23 protein-coding genes are annotated in these 19,657 nt (G+C 50.7%); 5 read left to right on the top strand and 18 right to left on the bottom strand.

Annotation, left to right across the window (positions count from 1 at the left end):
* Positions 1 to 7: 7 nt before the first annotated feature.
* From SYN7336_RS28895 to SYN7336_RS28890, 7 genes are all read right to left on the bottom strand, one after another.
* Positions 8 to 289: a type II toxin-antitoxin system RelE/ParE family toxin gene (locus SYN7336_RS28895; protein WP_071590777.1), complete on the bottom strand. Its 282-nt coding sequence runs from the start codon at positions 287 to 289 to the stop codon at positions 8 to 10.
* 676 nt (positions 290 to 965) lie between these two features.
* Positions 966 to 1,628, bottom strand: coding sequence for an NAD(P)H-binding protein (locus tag SYN7336_RS12370; protein WP_017326262.1), 663 nt, complete (start codon positions 1,626 to 1,628; stop codon positions 966 to 968).
* A gap of 70 nt (positions 1,629 to 1,698) precedes the next feature.
* Complete coding sequence (locus tag SYN7336_RS12365; protein ID WP_017326261.1) at positions 1,699 to 2,040, bottom strand: hypothetical protein; 342 nt, start codon at positions 2,038 to 2,040, stop codon at positions 1,699 to 1,701.
* A gap of 267 nt (positions 2,041 to 2,307) precedes the next feature.
* Positions 2,308 to 2,559: a type II toxin-antitoxin system Phd/YefM family antitoxin gene (locus tag SYN7336_RS12360; protein ID WP_017326260.1), complete on the bottom strand. Its 252-nt coding sequence runs from the start codon at positions 2,557 to 2,559 to the stop codon at positions 2,308 to 2,310.
* Entirely contained in the window at positions 2,556 to 2,849 is a 294-nt protein-coding gene (locus SYN7336_RS12355; protein ID WP_017326259.1) for a type II toxin-antitoxin system RelE/ParE family toxin, read from the bottom strand. Before SYN7336_RS12355 ends, SYN7336_RS12360 begins: the two co-directional genes overlap by 4 nt.
* Before the next feature lie 134 nt (positions 2,850 to 2,983).
* Positions 2,984 to 3,295 (bottom strand): HigA family addiction module antitoxin, encoded by a 312-nt coding sequence (locus SYN7336_RS12350; RefSeq protein ID WP_017326258.1) that lies wholly within the window; start codon positions 3,293 to 3,295, stop codon positions 2,984 to 2,986.
* A gap of 15 nt (positions 3,296 to 3,310) precedes the next feature.
* Positions 3,311 to 3,589: a type II toxin-antitoxin system RelE/ParE family toxin gene (locus tag SYN7336_RS28890; protein ID WP_071590889.1), complete on the bottom strand. Its 279-nt coding sequence runs from the start codon at positions 3,587 to 3,589 to the stop codon at positions 3,311 to 3,313.
* Positions 3,590 to 3,869: 280 nt separating this feature from the next.
* On the opposite strand from SYN7336_RS28890, the gene SYN7336_RS12345 reads away from it, so the two are divergent.
* Entirely contained in the window at positions 3,870 to 4,133 is a 264-nt protein-coding gene (locus SYN7336_RS12345; RefSeq protein ID WP_156820132.1) for a type II toxin-antitoxin system Phd/YefM family antitoxin, read from the top strand.
* Position 4,134: 1 nt separating this feature from the next.
* Positions 4,135 to 4,404, top strand: coding sequence for a type II toxin-antitoxin system RelE/ParE family toxin (locus SYN7336_RS32985; protein WP_071590776.1), 270 nt, complete (start codon positions 4,135 to 4,137; stop codon positions 4,402 to 4,404).
* 121 nt (positions 4,405 to 4,525) lie between these two features.
* Here the strand turns inward: SYN7336_RS32985 and SYN7336_RS12340 are convergent, their stop codons facing one another.
* The 8 genes from SYN7336_RS12340 to SYN7336_RS27985 all read right to left on the bottom strand — a co-directional run bounded on the left by SYN7336_RS12340 (position 4,526) and on the right by SYN7336_RS27985 (position 10,044).
* Positions 4,526 to 4,879: a DUF5615 family PIN-like protein gene (locus tag SYN7336_RS12340; RefSeq protein ID WP_017326256.1), complete on the bottom strand. Its 354-nt coding sequence runs from the start codon at positions 4,877 to 4,879 to the stop codon at positions 4,526 to 4,528.
* Between the two features lie 5 nt (positions 4,880 to 4,884).
* On the bottom strand, positions 4,885 to 5,217 hold the full coding sequence (locus tag SYN7336_RS12335) for a DUF433 domain-containing protein (protein ID WP_017326255.1): 333 nt from the start codon (positions 5,215 to 5,217) through the stop codon (positions 4,885 to 4,887).
* A gap of 81 nt (positions 5,218 to 5,298) precedes the next feature.
* Positions 5,299 to 5,883 (bottom strand): hypothetical protein, encoded by a 585-nt coding sequence (locus tag SYN7336_RS12330; protein WP_017326254.1) that lies wholly within the window; start codon positions 5,881 to 5,883, stop codon positions 5,299 to 5,301.
* A 507-nt stretch (positions 5,884 to 6,390) separates the two neighbouring features.
* On the bottom strand, positions 6,391 to 6,729 hold the full coding sequence (locus SYN7336_RS28880; RefSeq protein ID WP_071590775.1) for a type II toxin-antitoxin system PemK/MazF family toxin: 339 nt from the start codon (positions 6,727 to 6,729) through the stop codon (positions 6,391 to 6,393).
* Complete coding sequence (locus tag SYN7336_RS12325; RefSeq protein WP_017326253.1) at positions 6,729 to 6,965, bottom strand: hypothetical protein; 237 nt, start codon at positions 6,963 to 6,965, stop codon at positions 6,729 to 6,731. Before SYN7336_RS12325 ends, SYN7336_RS28880 begins: the two co-directional genes overlap by 1 nt.
* Positions 6,966 to 7,219: 254 nt before the next feature.
* Complete coding sequence (locus tag SYN7336_RS12320) at positions 7,220 to 8,488, bottom strand: ImmA/IrrE family metallo-endopeptidase (protein ID WP_227498497.1); 1,269 nt, start codon at positions 8,486 to 8,488, stop codon at positions 7,220 to 7,222.
* A gap of 43 nt (positions 8,489 to 8,531) precedes the next feature.
* Positions 8,532 to 8,945, bottom strand: a complete 414-nt coding sequence (locus SYN7336_RS12315) for a hypothetical protein (RefSeq protein ID WP_017326251.1) — start codon at positions 8,943 to 8,945, stop codon at positions 8,532 to 8,534.
* A gap of 151 nt (positions 8,946 to 9,096) precedes the next feature.
* The gene (locus tag SYN7336_RS27985; RefSeq protein ID WP_017326250.1) at positions 9,097 to 10,044 is read right to left on the bottom strand and encodes a toll/interleukin-1 receptor domain-containing protein; all 948 of its coding nucleotides are present in this window, start codon (positions 10,042 to 10,044) and stop codon (positions 9,097 to 9,099) included.
* 413 nt (positions 10,045 to 10,457) lie between these two features.
* On the opposite strand from SYN7336_RS27985, the gene SYN7336_RS25660 reads away from it, so the two are divergent.
* Positions 10,458 to 10,751, top strand: a complete 294-nt coding sequence (locus SYN7336_RS25660; RefSeq protein WP_156820131.1) for a hypothetical protein — start codon at positions 10,458 to 10,460, stop codon at positions 10,749 to 10,751.
* Here SYN7336_RS25660 and SYN7336_RS12295 read toward each other — a convergent pair.
* Positions 10,746 to 11,441 (bottom strand): hypothetical protein, encoded by a 696-nt coding sequence (locus tag SYN7336_RS12295; protein WP_017326247.1) that lies wholly within the window; start codon positions 11,439 to 11,441, stop codon positions 10,746 to 10,748. The two genes, SYN7336_RS25660 and SYN7336_RS12295, sit on opposite strands and share 6 nt — an antisense overlap.
* A complete protein-coding gene (locus SYN7336_RS12290; RefSeq protein ID WP_017326246.1) occupies positions 11,434 to 11,955 on the bottom strand; it encodes a DarT ssDNA thymidine ADP-ribosyltransferase family protein in 522 nt (173 codons plus the stop codon). The genes SYN7336_RS12295 and SYN7336_RS12290 overlap by 8 nt, the downstream gene beginning before the upstream one ends.
* 636 nt (positions 11,956 to 12,591) lie before the next feature.
* On the opposite strand from SYN7336_RS12290, the gene SYN7336_RS25655 reads away from it, so the two are divergent.
* Both SYN7336_RS25655 and SYN7336_RS28875 read left to right on the top strand, forming a co-directional pair.
* Complete coding sequence (locus SYN7336_RS25655; RefSeq protein ID WP_017326245.1) at positions 12,592 to 13,137, top strand: phage integrase N-terminal SAM-like domain-containing protein; 546 nt, start codon at positions 12,592 to 12,594, stop codon at positions 13,135 to 13,137.
* 361 nt (positions 13,138 to 13,498) lie between these two features.
* Positions 13,499 to 13,708, top strand: a complete 210-nt coding sequence (locus SYN7336_RS28875; RefSeq protein ID WP_071590774.1) for a tyrosine-type recombinase/integrase — start codon at positions 13,499 to 13,501, stop codon at positions 13,706 to 13,708.
* Between the two features lie 56 nt (positions 13,709 to 13,764).
* Here the strand turns inward: SYN7336_RS28875 and SYN7336_RS12280 are convergent, their stop codons facing one another.
* Complete coding sequence (locus SYN7336_RS12280) at positions 13,765 to 19,530, bottom strand: Ig-like domain-containing protein (RefSeq protein ID WP_017326244.1); 5,766 nt, start codon at positions 19,528 to 19,530, stop codon at positions 13,765 to 13,767.
* Between the last annotated feature and the right edge of the window lie 127 nt (positions 19,531 to 19,657).

The following is a 19,657-nucleotide window of genomic DNA, read 5'->3' as shown; positions in this document are numbered from 1 at the left end:
TGCCCTCTCAATGATAATCAACTAGTTCTACATTTATGGAATAACCATCCTTCCATTCAAAGCAAAGTCGCCATTGATTGTTAACTCGAATACTATACTGACCTTCTCGATCGCCCTTCAGACGCTCTAACCGATTAGCTGGTGGAATACGAAGGTCTTGAAGTGTCTCTGCCTGGTTCAACATACGTAACTTTCGTAATGCGATTTGCTGAATGTTTGATGGCAACTTCCGCGAACGCTGTCGTTCAAATATTTTTTGAGTTTCTTTATCTTTGAATGTACGTATCACACTCAGTCATTTCACATTAGCTTTCTTGAATGATAAAACAAGGCGCAGTCCGTATCGAAGAGGAAACGAATCACCTTCGGAAAAACCCTTGTAGTCTTCGGAAGGGGAACGCTCACTCCTCAAGGCATATTTAGTATCGCTAGCTGCCCCTCCTTTGAGAAAGCCCCGCTTGCTGGGTAAATTTTGATTGCTACTCATACCATTCCTATCTCAACTTGCGCTTAATCTTCTAGGACTTACACTGCTCGGCCTACTGTAAAAGGCATTCATGCGATCTGGCGAAGAAGTATTAAGCGTACCCTCATAGAAGATTGTATCATTTATTACTACTTTTCGATAATTAATTTGTTTAGGAAAACTAATTTACCTTATAGTATGATGCTATGCGTTAAACGTCAAGGGGGTGCGAGCTTTGAGGGACTATACGGAGAGGCTCTCACAATGCCAGTTCGATAAGTCGTTGTTGAGGCGGCTAACGGCCTTGAGGTTAGCGGTGCTAGATAAACTATCAACGAAGAGCAATAGTTTAGCCAAGCATCCGCTGCGGCGAATGGTTAGGTTTGATGGCCAACTTGCGGTAGCTAAACCCATTAGGGCGATCGCAGGCTAGCACCTCTAAATTTCACCAACAAAATTTAAGGACAGTAAAAACCTAACGTCAAAGTGTGGCGCGGCGTTAGCCGTTGCCACCACTGCCTTGTTCGAAATTTTTTGAGAGGTTGCGGACAGCCAAAGGAATAGGAGTATTTCCGGCAACGACATCAAATGTCGAAAGATCTGATGAGCTGTCGATGATAGCGCACGCTATCGTCTGTGCGACATCTTCGCGAGAAACATTGGGATCTCCATCTTCATTCATCGAAGTCGCAATAGATCCAACTCCTGGATGATTATTAAGGATACCTGGGCGTAAAATCGTCCAGTTCAAATCCCGCTTCTTAATAGCTTCCTCGCCGTTTGATCGTGCCAGTAGGTATTCACGAAACTCATCTCCCCATGAATTCGGATCGTGAGCCCCAAGGGCACTAACATAGATAAATTTCCTGACACCGCAATTCTCTGCTGCTCGCGCAGCCTTAGAGGCACCAACATTATCTACCGCATCTTCATGGGACGAATCCCCTCCAGCAAGATAGATGACAACGTCACAACCATTCGTCCAGTCATCGGGATTATCTTTCGTAACGTCTCCTTTTACTTTTGTCACGAGTATGGACTCGGTAGAGGGAGGAGTTTTGCGGTATACGGCAGTTATTCTAGTTCCACACACAAGTAGAAAGTCAATAAGATGTTTTGCTGTCGGGTTCCCCGATCCAATGATTAAAATTCTGTCGCTCATTTTATTTCTTCGAACGTAGAGACCAGACGACCAGCCTACGAGGTCAATCGTCCTGTTGATTTTTAGAGTTTTACGGGCGGGTTATCTGGTTGTCTGCGTCGACTGGTTCAGAATCGAATCTATCGGAAGAGTTCAATGAGTAGAATTCTTCTAATATCTCATGAAGGCTGACTTTATCCTGACTCATCCCTATGTCTCCAACCACCGTATTCAGCAATTCAATTTTCTTTTTCATCCGTTCTAGGTCTCCAGAATTCATGTCAGCGTGAATTTCTCCAACGGCCTGCTTCAGGCGATGTGTGACGTCGCTATAATACATTGATTCCATTGAAACCTTTTCGACATCTTTTATCGTTCCAGTTATCCAGCAGCTTGAAATGGCTGTAATTATGACGATGATGACGACCTTCATTCTATTTCTGAACGGCCTTGAACCTAGCGGTGCTAGATAACCTCTCAACGAAGAGCAATAGTTTTGCCAAGCATCCGCTGCGGCGAATGGCTAGGTTTGATGGCCGACTTGCAAGAGCTAGACCAATTAGAGCGATCGCAGGCTAGCACCTCCCAATTTCACCCACAAAACTTAAGGACAACAGAGACCTAACGCCCAAGATCAGCGGCCCGGACGTATTGACTGGAAAAGGGAGCAGAGCTTTCATAGGTCCGCTGCATCTTGATGTTAGGTGTCTCGCTCGATCTCTTCGAGGGGAAGACCCTCTCCGGCTCGGATTCTTCGACGCGCACGTTCAATGCGCTCCAAAAAACGCGGATCGTTCTCAAGCTGATAATTAAACCAGTCGTCGTCGTCTTTGAAACCAATCAGTACGCCCGCAGGTTTGCCATGACGAGTAATTAGTACCTCGTCCTTCTGGGCCAATCGAAGATACTTGGACAATTGGTCCTTGATGGCGGATAGAGCAACTCGCTTCATTTGGGTTCTCCGAACCGCTGCAACCAGCGGTCAGCACTTGGTTTATGCACGATAGCCAGGATCTCAACCGCATCGTCGATAATATCGTAGAAGACTCGATAATCGTCAATACGTAGTCTGTACTGCGGTTTCAGCAACCCACGCAACCTCTTGATTCGGCTCCGACTTACCTTGTCGGGTTGATGCCGCAAATGGCGCTCAATGGCATCTGCGACGTTGGATTGATGACGAGCGCTGAGGCTGCGAAGATCTTCAACCGCCTCAGGGGACAAGATGATATCGAATGGCATTCTGGCCAGATTCTAGCCAGAAATGGAAATACCTGCAATGGCAGTTCAGCAACACCTAACGTCCCGCATCAGCGGCGCGCTACAAATATTTCGCTGCGGCACTTTATCTATATCGTGTCCGTTGCATGCGGTTGTTATGCGGCACTGAGCGGCTTGATTCGACACACATCCTTTTCGATCGCCTGCTCAGCATCCCACAAGTCCACTGCACGCTGTGCATTTAGCCAGAACTCAGGACTGTTGCCAAAGAGCCGAGCGAATCTCAAAGCCATTTCCGGACTCACAGCACGTCGTTCACGCAACAGTTCATTGATGGATTGACGTGAAACACCTACTGCTTCCGCAAGACTAGATACACTAAGCTCGTAATCGGGAAGAAAATCCTCACGTAGCATCTCTCCGGGATGCGTTGGCCTGTGCTTTATGCCTGTGTTTGAAATGCTCATTTGCTCCACCAAAACTCAATGATAGTCACAGATCTCAACATCATAAGCATCACCATCCACGAATCGAAAGCAGATCCGCCACTGGTCGTTTACGGCGATCGAATATTGCCCTTTTCGATCGCCCTCCAGGGCATGAAGCCGGTTCCCTGGCGGGTTCTTTAAATCCTCAAGCCTGGCTGCTAAATCTACGTATTCGAGCTTTCGACTCGCTCGCTTAGCGACGTCAGGCGGAAACCGCTTGGCTTTGCCTGTGGCATATAGTTCCTGCGTGCGACGGTCGGCAAATGTCTCGATCGCGCTGCCTAGTGTAATGCGTCACGTGACACGCGTCAATGATGAATGCTGCCGCCTAACGGCCTTGAGGTTAGCGGTGCTAGATCAACTCTCAACGAAGAGCAATAGTTTAGCCAAGCATCCGCTGCGGTGAAGGGTTAGGTTTGATGGCCAACTTGCAATAGCTAAGCCAATTAGGGCGATCGCAGGTTAGCATCCCCCACTTTACCAGGATATTGAAATACAGCATTACAGCTTTTATCTGTGGTACGCTATGTACATGACGTACAGGACTCTTACGATGCGTTCCTTATCTTCTGGAGAAGCGAGAAATAGCTTTGCCGATACGCTCAATCATGTCGCTTATGCTTCAGAGCATGTTGCTATACAACGACTTGGTAAAGAACCGGTGTATATGATTCCAGCTAAAGACTACGAACTTTTTTTGAAGCTTCTGCAACAAGCAGAAGATGACCTCGATCTTCAAGGAGCGGAGAAACGCATGGCTGACTCAAAGCAAGAACGGGTTGACTTTGATGAATTTTTTGCGGAACTAGAGGCGTGATGTGAGTCAATACAGGATTGAGTTCGATCGGCGTGTAAAAAAGGATCTTAAATCAGTTACTACTCAGGAAGTAGTTCGCATCCAAACTGCAATATCTGACCTAACGAATAACCCTCGTCCCTCTGGCTGCAAACAATTGAAAGGGAAAAACTGTGAATATTTTAGGATCAGAGTTGGTGATTACCGAATTGTCTACACAGTTGAAGATAAAGTTCTGTTAATAGTCGTAATCCGTGTAGGCCACCGAAGGGAAATCTATAAAAAACTATAACTATAGCCTGTTTTGCGTGCCTAACGGTGAAGTGCAGCGGCGGTAGACATTCTCGAACTAGCAGCAGTGGCTTTCGACCGTCTGCTGCCACGCAGTGTTAGGTGGCGACAACTACCATTGCTTATCTTAAAGGGAGAAATCTTACTTGTCCTTCCCACTCTCCCTCAAGACTGCACTCCGCAATCAAGATAATTTCCTCTATCGCTAAACCTACTGGGACACGACGATTCACCTCAAATAATCCGGGCATAGATAATCCAGCTTGAATACGTTGGTATGCAAAGGCGATCATTGTAGCAACGTCGTGAGTCAGCACAATTCGTCTTTCTTCGGCTGCCCGTGCTAAAACAGTTGGGTCATCTACTCCCGACAGCTCCACGTCTTGAACACGCACAATGTCAACGTTTGGGTTTTGGCGAAGAACACCTCGAACAATTTGGTTATTGAAGTTTTCATCAGCCAGGAATTGAGCCATCTAGATTACCTGGCTTGATTGCGTCGAGCAAGCAAACGATCGCGTATTCCAATGGGGTTAAAGCGTTGTTCAGCCTCTTGCCGAATCAAATCTGCCTGCCGGTGACGTTCTGCAAGGTAGGTATGCACTTCATCTCGATGTCTAAGGTAGTAACCAATAACTAAGTAGATATCTGGAAGTTGTAGCGATGGATACTGCTCCCCTATCTCCTCTGGCGTACATCCCTCAATAAAAGCAGTCACAACAGTGTCCAACGTGACACGAGTTTTGGCAACTCGCACAACACCTTGGGGATCGGTCTCTATTGGCGCAGGTTCAAGGGCAATTGCTAGAGTCATAGACTTTATCGAGATTCCTGCTTCCCATAGTAGCAAACGCTTTATGAGACTGAAACCTTTCTGATTTGTAGGGTTAGTCTGCTAATTCTTTTTATCCTCATTCTGCCCTTTTCCCCAAGAGGGTCGTAAGACTCCACGTAACCGTAGAGCTTCGACAAAGAGAGGTAACAGTAAGAACGTTGCAACAACAGTCAAAATTATCTGACCCGCCTTCCCAGGCAAAAATACACCAACTGCATAACCTGCTAAAGCGAGAACAATGTAAACAATTACAAAGTCCAACAGAATGAGTAGAGGAGCAGAAAATCTTGGATCTACAAGAATCTGAATATTATTTCCATCCGAATGATCCAGATAGATCCGATGACCTTCAAATTCTTTCGGAAACTCTGTTTCAGTTTGCTCTTGTAATTTTTGAGCTTCTAATTCAATTTTACGAATCTCTACAATTGTTTTACGAATTTGTAAGAATGCAACTGGGACACCAAGAACTGCTGTGATGGCAGCAACCACACCAGCAATAACTTTGACAGAGGTATCAAGATTGCTCCAGAAATTTGTACTAGCTGGCTGTGTCTGAGCGTAAGCAGGCTCATAGACCAGAAGAACTAAAATGGTCAGTGCCGAAACAAAAAACAGCCAGAAACGAGTGGTCGATTTCCCCACAATGCCAAAGGATTCACAGACAACATTGATATACGCCTCAACAGAAAGCTTAAGCCACCTAACGTCCTTGAGGTTAGCGGTGCTAGATCAACTCTCAACTAAGAGCAATAGTTTAGCCAAGCATCCGCTGCGGCGAATGGTTAGGTTTGATGGCCAACTTGCGGTAGCTAAACCCATTAGGGCGATCGCAGGCTAGCACCTCCCAATTTTACCAACAAAACTTAAGGACAGCAGATACCTAACGGCCTTGAGGTTAGCGGTGCTAGATAAACTATCAACGAAGAGCAATAGTTTAGCCAAGCATCCGCTGCGGCGAATGGTTAGGTTTGATGGCCAACTTGCGGTAGCTAAACCCATTAGGGCGATCGCAGGCTAGCACCTCCCAGTTTCACCCACAAAATTTAAGGACAGTAGAAACCTAACGGCTAAGCTCACCGGAAGCAGATAACCTTGAAAACCCAACCGACAGATTAGAACATTCCGGTGCAGCGATTTGTTAGCTTGTAGCTAAAGATACAAAACCACTCGTAAACCCTCATCTACCTCCTCTTGCGAATAGTCTGGTAGTGAACTGATACGTTCAGTTAAAAACGTTTTATCAACCGTAAAAATCTGAGATACATTAGCGACAGAATCTCTAGATAAACCTGATACTTCACCAGGCAATAACACATTTCCTGGTGCTCCTGCTAGCTGAGTATTCGAGGTGATGATTACGACGATAACTGTATTGATACGGCTTTGAGTAAAAACATCATCTTGAATCACCAAGACAGGACGACGGTATCCAGGTTCTGAACCTACTGGGTTGGGTAGGTTCGCCCACCAAATTTCTCCCCGATACATTACCAGTCCTCATGAGGCAGAGACATAAACTGCATCTTTGCCATCACTGCATCTAGCTCAGAAGACTCTTTAGAGTAAATTTGGTTCAGCTTATGCAAAATTTGATTGCGGTTGTACTTTTTTAGATAAGTTTTTAACGCTTTCGTATAAAGCTCACTACGTGACAGCCCTAGCTGCTGAGCCATGGCTTCTGCCTCTTCAAACACTGAGTCTGGAAGCGAAATTGCAGTTTTCATAGCGATCTTAGCTGCAAACCCTACGCTTTAAGTTATACCCCAGTTATACCAATATTACAAGAGCGACTACACTCAGACAACAATAAGTAACCTTTCTGCATGTCTCAAGCCAGAAATGGAGCTAGCTAACGGTAAAGTTGTGCGGCGGCAGATAAGCTTGAATACCCACCGATAACCTCTGTTTCGTCCGCACCAACGCAGTGTTAGAGCAATTTTCTAGTAGACGAAGCTCTTTACCCGCTAGACTCAATGAACTAATAGGGAAGACTAGCTTCTAGGTAACTAGCTGACTGAGGAGAAGGAATCAATCCATTATTTGTAAGGATTGACTCAATAGTCTGTGAACTTACCTGAAAGTGCTCAGCTGCATCTTCCATAGCAGACTCTGAATAATCATTGTCTAAGTAAGCCTGTAAGCTGTTGAGAGGGCAAAGAAATTCTGCTGCAAAAGCACGTTGATACTTCTGCCTTGATGTTCTTAGATCTGTGTTCGCAAGCCATGAGTTTCCACAATTTTCATAGAGTAAGTAGTCACCAATGAACCTGGCTAGTTCAAACCTTTTTGCAATCGGGTGCCTTTTTCTAGTGTGAAATTTGAACCTAGTTTGCTCTGATGGAACTGCAATCGAGATGCGTCGTTGACGTGGAGGATCAAACGCTTCATATTCAGCTTTTTGTATACCAAGCAAGTCATAGAGTTGATCGTCAGCAACTGGTTTTTCTCCAACATCAATCTCATCGTGTAGACGAGATGCTACTTCATTTGCCTTTTGCCAAGGTGCTTTTGAAAATTCTTGTGAAACGGAATAGTCAATAGAAGCTTCAGGATTTCCATCAAGTCCTGGTTCTTGGGTCAGTTCGGCAATTTTTGTACTGAGTGGTTTTGCTTCTGATATGTCTTCACTGTAAGCAGGAGCTATCTCTGAAAATGTTTTGTCCCCCATCTGCTCAGCAAGATTCAGGGCATCTCTCACAAGGTCTTCAGAACAATCATCAGGATCGAAACCCAATTCAGCTTCACGACGACGATACTGATTTGCATACGGATCGGCAAGTTCTTCCTGAACTTCTTGCCAAAGACCAGCTAGTGGAGTGTTTGCAATCCCTGTTGCGTTAAGTCGAGATAAGACAGATTCAATAAAAGTCTTAGCTGTTTGCTCAAATTCAAGCAGATTCACTGAGAATGGCCGGTTAAAACTGTTAATGTATCTAACTGATTGTTGGTCAGCAGCGTTAGATGCAGTTGACCATATCTGCATTAACTCAGTATCTGAGGCTAATATTATCCTCGGCCAAATAAATCCTTGATTTGCTGCTGTAAGCTCATGAGCTATTCTCCAACTCACTGAGGGCTTAGTACCCGTTGAAGGAAGAGGCTCGTAAAGTAACCGCCACCACGAGGACACCATCCATGCAGCAAGAGGATAAGCGGAAACAAGAACACTGCCGCGGGTTGTTTGAGACCAAGTGTCTTCATTTCTCGTAAGACTGATATCTCCCACCTTCAGCCCAAACATTCCCATCGTCTGTCGGACCTCGGGCGAATCATTTCCGCTGGTAAGCCAGTCAAAATTGAGACTTAGCGAGTTCACTCCGAATCCTCCATTGCTTAATCACCTCTTCACAAAATGGATCCTCAGTTTGCATGGGATAACCATGGTATGCTCCCTGCTCGGCTGACTCAAGCTGCGCTTCGAGCGGAGTCTCATCCTCCATGACCGACCAAACGTTCTTGGGCCATTGTCCTTCAAAGCGATCGCTGACTAGTCCGTTTTCAATGCCTTTCTTTAACAACCCTAGAGCTTCCTGCTTGGTAAAAACCTTAACAGAGTCACAGAGAGATTTGCCTGGTCTAGGTCTACTAGGAGGTGTCAGGCTGAAATCACCTGGATTCCTCTTATGTTCAGGATTTCCACCATACTTAGCCTGAGATGCAAGGGTAGCAAGGCATTTGAAATCACATTCTTCAACCTTCAGCATTCTGCGTTTGGGGTTAAATTGGCTATTGCGCCTTTTCATAACGCTAGGAACATAGCTTCAGTCTTAACATACTGTAGGAATGTCGTTATGCATCTGAAGGCTTGTCGGCTGAATCCATAATTTATCTTCAATGTGTCTGTTGTTGGCTGGCTCAGTCACGATCAACATACTGCCTGGTCCGAAACGTCGGAGTGACGCTCCCGAAGGTGAACGGTCGCGTGCCGATTACCCTATGGACGGTCGCTAGCCCAGAGTCATCGAGGTACTCCACGGCACGACTAACCCGCCCGGGTGACAATCCAGTCTCCTTTGCGAGTTCACTGCCTCTGCAGTCACGATCTGACGATGCTACTGCCGCCGCCACTCGGTGGACGTCATCGTCGGGATCGTAATCCAGATGGTTGCAAAACTCCCGGAAGAGCACGTACGTCGGCTCCACCTGCACGAAGCTTGTCCCAAGTGCTCGCATAACCCGCACAAGGCCGTGTTCTCTCAGTTCGTCAACCGCGTCGTTCAACGCATCCGGATCGAGGGCAAGCTCTCGACGTAACTCGTGCTGCTCCACGGAAGCTTGCAGGCCCGTACTATGATCTCTGGCTCGTAGCACGTAGTCTCCAACCATCGTGGCGGCAGAAGAGAGGCCACCTACCGACTGCGGCAGACTAGGTGCAGTGCTCGGCGTTGAAGGCCGCGTAGAAACGCCGTTGATAACGTTGGCGATACGTTGAACGCCCGCCTCGAAGTCGGAGCGCAGGTCGACCCACAGAATGGCTCGGAGGGACACTGGGATTTCGGTGTCGTCGATCACGGCCGGAATAATACGAGTGAGCCCATTGATCTTGTTGACTGTCGCAGCGTCTAGTTCCTCCCGAACCCAGGATGACCGTACGCTCTCTCGAGACAGGAGAATTATGAAGTGGCTCGCACCCTTGAGACCTGATTCGAACACCTTGCGAATGATGGAGTCACCGGGCTCAAGGTCCCACCGATCCCACCAGACACCCTCCACCTTCGCATCAAGTGAATCAACGAATCGCTGGGCGACATCGGCGTCAGCGTGGCTGTAGCTCACGAAGGCTCTGGTTCTTTCCTTATCCATTCCCGGCCTCCCGGATAGCCCTTTCGACACAGTCAAACGTCGGAATCCGAGAGACACGGAATGACAGCACCGAAGAGGATCGCTTATTGAAATCGTTGAGTCCTCCAGAAGACAACCACAGGGGCACGGCCTGATGAATCCCCTCGGCATTTCGTCCCGTGATTCGTACCAGCGCAAATGGTGTTTCATGGCCATCAGAGAGGCGCCGATCCACCTATAAAACGGACCCCGTGTCGATTCTCGGCTCCCGTAGCTGCACGACCCACTTACCTCCTTGCTCAGGCACGGATGCCTTCTGGAAAGACACGACGTCGAACGCTCGTTCACGTTCAGCGTAGAGCTTCCAACCCTGCGTCAAGACGGAGATCGTGAGGAACAGGAGGGCGCTTGTGGTAAAGGTCAGGAGCAGCACGGTGGTGCTCGACATGGCCACATCTACCGGCGTCCATACGAAGGCGATCAACGACGCGACACCCGTGAACGCGGTCCACCACCACGCGAAAAAGGGCCGGAAGACCCAGGCGATGTATGCGGTGATGGTGTCGCTCACTTCCAAGGCCTCATCGTTTCCGCTCCGTGTTCGGGAGATTCCCTACCTCGCTCGCCTCGCCCAGCCAACGCCCCGCATCACCGGCAACAAAAAGCGCCGCTCCTTCGTCGCTCTGCTTTTTGTTGTCCGTGTGCATGCGATTGTTAGCCATTCATAGGCCAAGATTTCCCTGGCGCAGTTCAGCAGAATGTTCTTTCTTAAACGAATCTGATGAAACCATATCAATAAAATCTTTCTGAGACCGAAGTGCATCATCTAGAGCTTCTAGTTTCAGTAATGAGACTAGTAATGCGCATGTTCGGGCTTGGCAATTTATGGATTTATTAGGGTTAAATTCAATATCTGTAAAGCCTTTATAGGCAAACAATTTTTTGAGATATTCTTTATGAGGACTCAACGCGGAAAGATATAACCAATCATAGAATGCCGTTTTAGGCACTAACGGCCACTCTTGGCCGAAATAATTGAATCCGATAAGGCGGCCTGATTCTTTTATGCGCGGATCTTTCTTTGCTCCTCTTGCATCTCTTCCATAGATGTCCGTAAAAGGCCCTCCTTTTTGGAACACCTTACTTCCCTGAAACGCAGCTTCCAAGCTGATTTCGCCTATATCTGTTTCTACCTTCAAGCTGAAAGCACTTAAACGTTGGCCCAACAATTCTTCAGATTTCGTGGAGATTTCGAGCAGTGGCGACAAGTTCCTCCTTTCGGCTGCCGCATGTAATGCGGCAACATTTTTTTTCTTTTGAATAGGGGCGAAACCGGGACTCCATTCAAAATCGACGAGCACCTCTTTGACTAGGTGATCTGATTTTGCCAAGGGGATGAATACTGGACGCTTAGCCATTCTTGAGGCCTAATATTTGTTCGATAGGGATAAAAATGGGAATAAGTATTTCTGATTTTATCGCAGCCTGTCGCCTGGCCTGAATATCCGGATCCCTCCAATCCATGTATGTAAATAAGACATCAAAATCGATTTGATCTTTTGCTTCATAGGCATTCAGTATTGGAACGCCAGATTTGTTTGAAACATCAGAACAGTACCTCACGCCTTCCTCAAGAAGTATAGAGGATTTGATCTTCAGCCAAACTGGATCAGGTATTCGTCCCTCCTGCTTTGCACGGAAAAGCATTGGGTGGTCGTCCACAAACGCCAAATGTACGTACTCATCAACTCCTTTCAATTTATCTGCGTCATGGCTCCATTCGTTACCACCAGGCACGGGGATCGCGACACCGCGCCTTCTTGCCTCTCCGAGAGACAACAGCCCATGATGTTCTTGAATCAATGCGAGGTTGGATCTGTCAGTAAAATGCCAAATTCCATCAAATTTATACTTTGCCAGAATGGTGTTCATCAGTTTTCCTTGGCTAACGGCCTTGAGGTTAGCGGTGCTAGATCAACTCTCAACGAAGAGCAATAGTTTTGCCAAGCATCCGCTGCGGCGAGTGGTTAGGTTTGATGGCCAACTTGCGGTAGCTAAACCCATTAGGGCGATCGTAGGCTAGCACCTCCCAATTTTACCCACAAATCTTAAGGACAGCAGAAACCTAACGGCCTTGAGGTTAGCGGTGCCAGATAATCCCCCAAAGAAGAGCGATAGTTTAGCCAAGCATCCGCTGCGGTGAAGGGTTAGGTTTGATGGCCGACTTGCAATAGCTAGACCAATTAGGGCGATCGCAGGTTAGCACCTCCCAATTGTACCAGGAGAACTTAAGGACAGCAGAAACCTAACTATACTTAGAGCTCGACTTGCAGGCTAAGACGCAGACCTTATTCTGGACGTTAAGCCATTACAGTCTTCGCCGAGCCAGGATACGAGAAGAATAGCATTCAGATATTCAAGTGCCAAGATTGGGCAAAGTGTCGGTATAGAAACAAGGGCGAAAATGGTTGTAGCCATTGACATACAAGCATTCTAGTCACTTTGATGCTCTAAATCAAAAGGTGCTTAGGCTGCATCTGCACTGGTACACACTGAAAACGGGATCTTATGCGGCCCACCATAGATGAATCAACCAAGCCCAGAAAACTGCTCGATCGCGTGCGAGATGCACTGCGCACCAAGCACTATGCCTATCGCACCGAAGAAAGTTACGTTCAATGGATCCGCCGCTTTATTCCCTTCCACAATAAACGTCATCCCAGTGAGATGGGAGAAGCTGAGGTAGAAGCCTTCCTAACCCACTTGGCAGTACAAGGAAAAGTGGCAGCCTCTACCCAAAATCAAGCCCTCAGTGCCTTATTCTTCCTCTATCGATATGTCCTGAAGCAGCCCCTTGCAGAATCCATTGAAGCAGTCAGAGCAAAGCAATCCAAGCATTTGCCGACGGTTTTGACAGTAGACGAAGTTCAACGCTTGTTGCAATGTTTGGAGGGCACTCATCAGCTACTGGCCAAGCTGCTATACGGCTCGGGAATGCGAGTCAAAGAGGGACTACGCCTGCGGGTCAAAGATATCGATTTTGGCCAATCTCAAATTATTGTGCGGGATGCCAAGAGGAATCGAGATCGCATCACTAAACCGAGTCTAGTCTGAAACCCGTAGTTTTGATGAGACATCGATTAGTCCCTCTCACTAGCGCTGTCAATCGCTGCATTCGCCCCCTCAATCCCCCATTCTGGGGGACTTGACGACAGTACTAGCTGGGGTCTGGAGACTGGGAAGACGAACCGGCGAATCGCGGTCATTCAAGTTGTAGAACCGAAGCCAATAGCCTCTCACAAGTCCCCCACTGGTGGGGGATTTAGGGGGCCGAGTGCAATGCCTAAAAACTCCAGGTCTCAATGGATGCGGTTTATCCCAAAGCCGAAAAGGAATGGATTTGGCAATATGTTTTCCCTGCCAAGCGGCAGAGTGCGGACCCGAAATCAGACGACATCATCGAGATGACGGCTTCTTGAAAAAAGCAGCTCGACAAGCCCAAATCCCCAAGAAGGTAAGCTGCCATACCCTACGCCATAGTTTTGCCACCCATCTCTTGCAAAATGGCTATGACATTCGCACCATTCAGGAAATACTGGGACACAAAGACGTGAAGACAACCATGATTTATACTCATGTCCTTAACCGTGGTGGAAGAGGAATCCGTAGCCCCTTGGATTTATAAAACTCCAGGTTTCAACGTGGGTGCAGTTTATAACTGCACCCATCCTTTGACAGCCACTAATCCACCTGTACGCTCGAAGAAGCCGTGCGGCCAAACTCCTCAGGCGCATATTCTAGATGCACCTGTGCCCCAGGCCAGATAAACCTGCCGGGAGTCACCGATCGCACCAGATAGTGCATTTCATAAACCCCCGCATTGAGGAAATCGGCATAAGCCGTGACGCTATCTTTGCGAATCGTCTGGAGGTCGATCTCCCAACTGTCTCGGCCCGCCTGGAAATAGGAGGTAGAGGTTTGGAAACTGGTGTCTACCGCCTCGAAGCCAGCAGGCAGAGGATCGCGGATAACCATGTGGGTGACAGGGCGATCCGCAATGATTTCGAGGCCAATATCGAACACTTGACCGGCAGCAACCGCCAGCGGCTCCTCTGGGGGGTTGAGGCCAATGGTTTGCAGCACCTCTGCTTGGTTGGCCGGACGAATTTGGCGGGTGACTCGCAGGCCGTTGAGTTGACCGGGTAAGTCGCCGGGGAGGCGATAGCTGTAAGCGGTGAGGTAATGGAGGGTGCCATCGCCATCTTTGGACAGCGTCAGGCTATTTTGACCTTGGGGAAGATCGGCCATCGGCACCTTCTCGGTGTGGTTACTGTTGTCGTATCCAGAGAATTCGACGTCCGCCAAGGTGCGATCGCCCAACTGCGCGATCGCCGTAAACTGCGGCGGCACGGGTTCAATGTCGCTGTAACTGACCAAGCCAGTCAGAGCAGCAGCATCGTCATAGCGGTTGCGCCAGAGGCCATCACTTCGCCGCAAGGCAAGGAGACCTTTGAGGGCGCGATCGACGGTTTCCAGATCGCGATTTTGGCTGACAAACAGTTGCAGAATTTCCGACTGAGCAGCGCTATTCGAGTCGAGCCAGCGCCATCCCTGCGGCAGGTTGATGGTGGCCGTTCGACCCGTTTCGTAGACAATCTCCTGTAACTGGTCCGCCATTGCCTCGGCTTCCGCTTGCCATTCGGGGAAGCGATCGAGATAGCGGGCAAGGCGAATCCGTTCCACCACATTGAAGCGATCGCGCCAGTCATACAACTCGCTCAAGTAGCTGGTGCGCTCGTCCCCCAATTCCGCCAGCGCCAAGAGGGAATCTAAGCGGACGCGGTTGCGACAGTAGCGGGAACTGCAGCGCCCGCGACCGCCAGGGTCGGCCAGTTGGGCACTGAGATAGCCGGTCAGGCGATCGCGCAATTGCGAGTCAATCTCCACCCCTGCCGCAGCGGCGCGGGCAATGCTGCGGGCGGCATAGGGGGTGTAGTAGAAACTCGACCCATTCTGACCGGGCCAAAAGGCAAACCCGCCGTCCGGCTGCTGCAGTTCGGCTAGCACTTCGAGGGCATCAGCGGCGATCGCCTCGGCATCGAAATCGGGAATCGCAGCTCCGTATTTCTCCTGCAGGCGATCGATCTGGGCGGCGATCTCCAAGCGACTGGCGGCGGGCTCTAAAAAGTGCAGCCAGTCTTCGGGCAGAAGAGGTTCCATGGCGGCCACCACGGGGGGCAAGAGCGTGCTGGCAAGGTTGAGTTCCAAACCGCCCATATTGGGCAAAACGGTGTCGTCAACATGGATGGGGATTTCGACGCGATCGTCCGCCACCCCTGTTTCCACCACCTGCTCGGTCACATTCAATACCCGCACTTCTAGCGGCACTTTAAAGGCATCGGCCACATCGCCCAGTTGCGTTTCGAATTGGATGGTGGCGGTGCCGACGGCTTCTGCTCTGACGGGGAAGCGGAACCCTTGGGTGCCGGACTGCGCCCGCACATCCCTCTCGATCGCCATGCCATCCGGGCTCTCTGCAAATTTCAGCGGTAGGGAATCGACATCTCCCTCCAACTGACCGCGAACCTGATAGGTGCCGGTTGCCTCCGTTGTGTTGGTGGTAGCAACGCCAATTTCAAACTCGTCCCCCAAACGCGCAAACTGCGGCAGGATGGGGTTGGTCAGCAACGGCTGTGTCGCGATAAAGCTACTATCGCCGCTACCAAACTGCATGGCTTGCGTAGCCGCCACCACCATCACCCGCCAAGTGGTGAGATCGTCCGGCAGCGCAAACGTCACTGCTGCCTCGCCATTCTCATCCGTCAAGACCGAGCCATTGTAATAGGCCAGCGGTCGAAAATCGGTCCGCACGCGGGTACTGCCTCCCCCTGCCGACAGACCGCCGCCAAACCCCCATCCTTTAGCGATCTCTGCTTCGGGAGATTCCAGCACCACATCCGGGCGGTTGTCGGCAAAGCGGGTGGAGATGGGCTGTTGGGCAAACACGGTTGCCACAAGATCCGGCGGACGGTAGCCATTCAGTTGCAGAATCGCCTCGTTCACCGCCATGACGGTGAACTGCGCCTCGACGGGATTGCCCTCGGCATCCTTGGCCGCGAGCTTGACGGTCTGTTCGCCTCCAGGCAAGACGGACTCCTGCTCGGGGGTGACCTCCACATCTAAATAGCGATCGCTCAGATCGACACTGAAGGGGACAAAGCCCACTCGACTGAGGCCATCAATACTCTCGGGCTCCAACTCGGACAGGGGCTCTCCCTGACGCACTAGAATCGCTTCCACTGCCGCGTTGGGCAGCATGTCGGCGGTCACTGTAAACTGCACCTGCGGCGCACCCCCTTCCACAGTCATCTGGGTGCTGTAGAGGGTGTCGTGACGAATGACGGCAAAGTAGAGATCTGCCTCGGTATAAGGAGACTCAATTAGAGCCGTAGCTATGTCGCCAATTTCGTATTTGCCTTTATCGAGCCGAATGGATAAGCGATCGCCGCGATCGCCCCAAAACACCGGTTCGCCCCCCGTCACCCAAATGCGCAGATCCGTCGCCGTGACATCGCTCTGGGCATTGCGGAAGTTGGCCCGAATGCGATAGGTGCCCGACTCGGTCGGGGTTAATTCTGCTGTGACCGCTGCCTTTGCCGAGCGAATGTTAACTTCGTCTACTGTGATAAACTCCGCCTGATTGCGAGCTACCTCGCTGCCTTCAATCGTTTGAGTGACGGTGCGATATTCAATCCGCTGCAGCTCTAGATGAATGGCTTGATTCCTCAGCACTTCGCCGGTCTCGTCAGTGGCAATCACCTCCACGGCAAACGGTTCCTCCGCCTTGCCGATAAAGTCGCCCTTCAAACCAATCAAGCGATCGCTCGGTAAGGCCACAAAAGATTGCGAGCCCGCCACCGACAGATTGGAGACATCGGACACCTGGGCGTCAAAACGGTAAGTCATGGGATAGGGCAGATCGTCCGCCACCGTCACCGACTGCATACCCTCGCCCGCCGCATCCAGTTGGGCTTCCTCCTGCAACACGTCTCCAGGCACAGTAGGAGTCTCTTCCGGCCAGTACCAAGCGCGACCGAAGCTGAATCTCCCCCAGCCTTCCGGTACAAAAAAGGCCCGCTGCCGCTTGACTAAATACTCCACCCGACCGCCATCCACGGGCGCGCCAAACAGATAATTGCTCTGCACAGACGCTTCTACTGCATCTCCTGGAAACGCCATCTCTCGACTCAAGGCCAAATCCACTTTGAAATTGGGGGGTTTGAATTCCGCCAGCCGAAAACTGCCGGATATAGATGCGCCACTGCTGGCTTCCGCTTCAATCGAGTAGAAGCCCAGCGGCTGGCGGCGATCGAACTGGAAGGGTACGGAGAAGGTGCCGTAGTCATTGGTGGTAAAGCTGCCGAGGGAAACGGTATTGCCATCGGGATGGCGCAATTCCACCGCGTACTCTTGGCCCCCATCCCGCACCAATTCGCCATCTTTTAAGTAATAGGCCACCGCCGTAAACTGCGCTTCTTCCCCCGGCTGGTACAGTTGGCGATCGCTAAAAATCGTCCCCCGCGAGCGGGGCTCGCCACTATCCCAACCGGTCCAAATTCCATATCCCCAAGCGCCGCTATAGCGGCGTAGCCGCGTAAAGGCCCAATCGTCATTCTCGCGAGCCACCACCACCAGTTGCGGCGGATTGTCAAACGAGGGTTGCCCTGCCATGCAGGTTTGCAACTCCGCAGCGGTCAATTGTAACAATCCGTCCGTGGCTCGGCCCACGGCACAGGGCTCTAGCTGGGATTTAGGCGTGCGTTCCTCGGAGGCTTTGTCCAACTGCGATTCGTAAATTTCGATTGCCGCGCTGGCGGGGGAACCGTCCGAAAGGTGATGGACGTGTACGATCGCCGATTCTGGCTGCACCTGCGCCAGCACCCCCAAATTGGTGAGCTGCACTAGGCCGTAATATTCCGGTTCCCACCAATCCAGTTGGCCGTCATAACGCTTGTACTCGTTCACTCGCGCTTTGACCCCATAGGCCAACAGTCCAGTTCTGCCCCCCAGGCGATCGCGCAGCGGCACCGCTGTAGCCTCCATTTCATTACTGGGGTTCGCCACAGACACCGAGGACCACTCTGCAATGGGGGGCAGGAGGGCCTCTCCCTCTCGGCCCGGAAAAGCCGAGTCGGCATAGGCCAAATCCACCGGATTCACCTGCTGGTAAGCGGCGAGAAATTCTCCATCCGGTAAATTGACGCTGGTGATGTCCAGTTGGAGGTTGTTGTCTGCTGGGAAAATATTGAAGCCTTCGGGAGCCCAAAAGCCTGCGGCCAGATCGCCCGAGCGATAGTCCAACGCGATCGGGGTACCGAGGGTTTGCCCAAACGTATCGGCGAGTTCGGAGCCAATCTCGATGGTGTAGGAGATGTTGGGATCTAAGGCATAAGGGTTGATTTCGATATAGCGCCAGCCGGAGCTAACCAAAGGGATGTCGGGTTTGGGGGCGGGGCTGACGGTAATGTTGGCGATCGCCGACTCAGCTTCAATGGGATTGTTGAAGATCAGTCGGGGGCTGCCGTTGACAAATCGTCCGAAAGCCCCGTTAGAAGAAGGTAGACCAATCAGCTTCAATTCTTCAAAGGCCAGCGGCGAGTAAGTGGTTGCCGTTCCGACAAATTCCATCTGGCTGGGCAGGTTGCCGTAGGCGGGCATAATGCCTGCTGCAAATTGCAAGCGATAGCGGGTGGCTTTGCGCAAGGGGCTGTCGGGAGAGAGCCGGTAGCGCCAGCTCTGTTGAGAGGCGTCAAACTGCTCGGCGGGGGTAGTGAAGCGGGGTTGCTCGACGGGGGTAATGGCGATCGCGACAGGTTGTTCGTCTGCTTCGGAGACAAAGGTGAGGCGATCGCGAACGGAATCGAGATCGAGTTCGACATTGGAGCTCATGCCAAACTGAGGTTCTAAATCGATCGGAGAGCTGGAACTGGGCAGTCCCGAGAGTTCGATCGCCTCTGTCTGAAAGGTCCAAGCCAGATCCTCCGCTAGAGCATTCCCCTCCAGATCCGCCAAGCCCGCTTTGAGGGTGACTTGAATGCGGGTCGCTTTTGGCAGGGCGCGATCGGCTTGAAAGCCCACCATACGGGGGGTCAAAAACCGAAACTGGCCCCCTAAGGCAGGTTCCACTTGGAATTTGTCCAGTAGGTCCTGCTGGCCGGGGCTGTCCAGCCGTTCCAACGGAATCAGCGGATGCTCGAACCGCATCCGAATTTGCGCGAGGGGTTCGGCCGATCCGGTGGGACTAATTTGGGCAATCCAGTCGGGAACGGTGGGCTCGGGTAGTTCTGCCACTACTGCTAGGGTCGGCAGCGGTGCTGAGGAAGGAGTAGGAGTGGGCGAGACAATTGGGGAATCCGAGCCGAGGTTGCAGGCCACAACGGCGATCGCTAGGGCTGCCAGACTGAGGGCAAATGCCAGCAAGCGCCAAATCCGTCGTTGTAACCTCATAACACCTTTTCAGTAGCGTTCCATACAAAGCCTATTCCTTTTAGCGCCCTCAGTCAGGGATCGTTACAAGTTCTGTAATGGAGCGCGAGGTTCGACCTTTGGCCAATAGAGACCTCTGCCCCCCTCC

It is taken from the genome of Synechococcus sp. PCC 7336 (genome assembly GCF_000332275.1).
Lineage (GTDB): Bacteria > Cyanobacteriota > Cyanobacteriia > Thermostichales > PCC-7336 > PCC-7336.
The sequence above is the reverse complement of the archived record's forward strand: the minus strand, read 5'-3'. Positions and strand labels throughout refer to the sequence as shown.

Coding starts and splice junctions, on each gene's coding strand:
- SYN7336_RS12370 (WP_017326262.1), bottom strand. CDS start 1,628: ATGAGCGACAGAATTTTAATCATTGGATCGGGGAACCCGACAGCAAAA.
- SYN7336_RS12365 (WP_017326261.1), bottom strand. CDS start 2,040: ATGAAGGTCGTCATCATCGTCATAATTACAGCCATTTCAAGCTGCTGG.
- SYN7336_RS12360 (WP_017326260.1), bottom strand. CDS start 2,559: ATGAAGCGAGTTGCTCTATCCGCCATCAAGGACCAATTGTCCAAGTAT.
- SYN7336_RS12355 (WP_017326259.1), bottom strand. CDS start 2,849: ATGCCATTCGATATCATCTTGTCCCCTGAGGCGGTTGAAGATCTTCGC.
- SYN7336_RS12350 (WP_017326258.1), bottom strand. CDS start 3,295: ATGAGCATTTCAAACACAGGCATAAAGCACAGGCCAACGCATCCCGGA.
- SYN7336_RS12345 (WP_156820132.1), top strand. CDS start 3,870: ATGCGTTCCTTATCTTCTGGAGAAGCGAGAAATAGCTTTGCCGATACG.
- SYN7336_RS12340 (WP_017326256.1), bottom strand. CDS start 4,879: ATGGCTCAATTCCTGGCTGATGAAAACTTCAATAACCAAATTGTTCGA.
- SYN7336_RS12335 (WP_017326255.1), bottom strand. CDS start 5,217: ATGACTCTAGCAATTGCCCTTGAACCTGCGCCAATAGAGACCGATCCC.
- SYN7336_RS28880 (WP_071590775.1), bottom strand. CDS start 6,729: ATGTATCGGGGAGAAATTTGGTGGGCGAACCTACCCAACCCAGTAGGT.
- SYN7336_RS12325 (WP_017326253.1), bottom strand. CDS start 6,965: ATGAAAACTGCAATTTCGCTTCCAGACTCAGTGTTTGAAGAGGCAGAA.
- SYN7336_RS12320 (WP_227498497.1), bottom strand. CDS start 8,488: ATGGGAATGTTTGGGCTGAAGGTGGGAGATATCAGTCTTACGAGAAAT.
- SYN7336_RS12315 (WP_017326251.1), bottom strand. CDS start 8,945: ATGCTGAAGGTTGAAGAATGTGATTTCAAATGCCTTGCTACCCTTGCA.
- SYN7336_RS27985 (WP_017326250.1), bottom strand. CDS start 10,044: ATGGATAAGGAAAGAACCAGAGCCTTCGTGAGCTACAGCCACGCTGAC.
- SYN7336_RS12295 (WP_017326247.1), bottom strand. CDS start 11,441: ATGGCTAAGCGTCCAGTATTCATCCCCTTGGCAAAATCAGATCACCTA.
- SYN7336_RS12290 (WP_017326246.1), bottom strand. CDS start 11,955: ATGAACACCATTCTGGCAAAGTATAAATTTGATGGAATTTGGCATTTT.
- SYN7336_RS25655 (WP_017326245.1), top strand. CDS start 12,592: ATGCGGCCCACCATAGATGAATCAACCAAGCCCAGAAAACTGCTCGAT.
- SYN7336_RS12280 (WP_017326244.1), bottom strand. CDS start 19,530: ATGAGGTTACAACGACGGATTTGGCGCTTGCTGGCATTTGCCCTCAGT.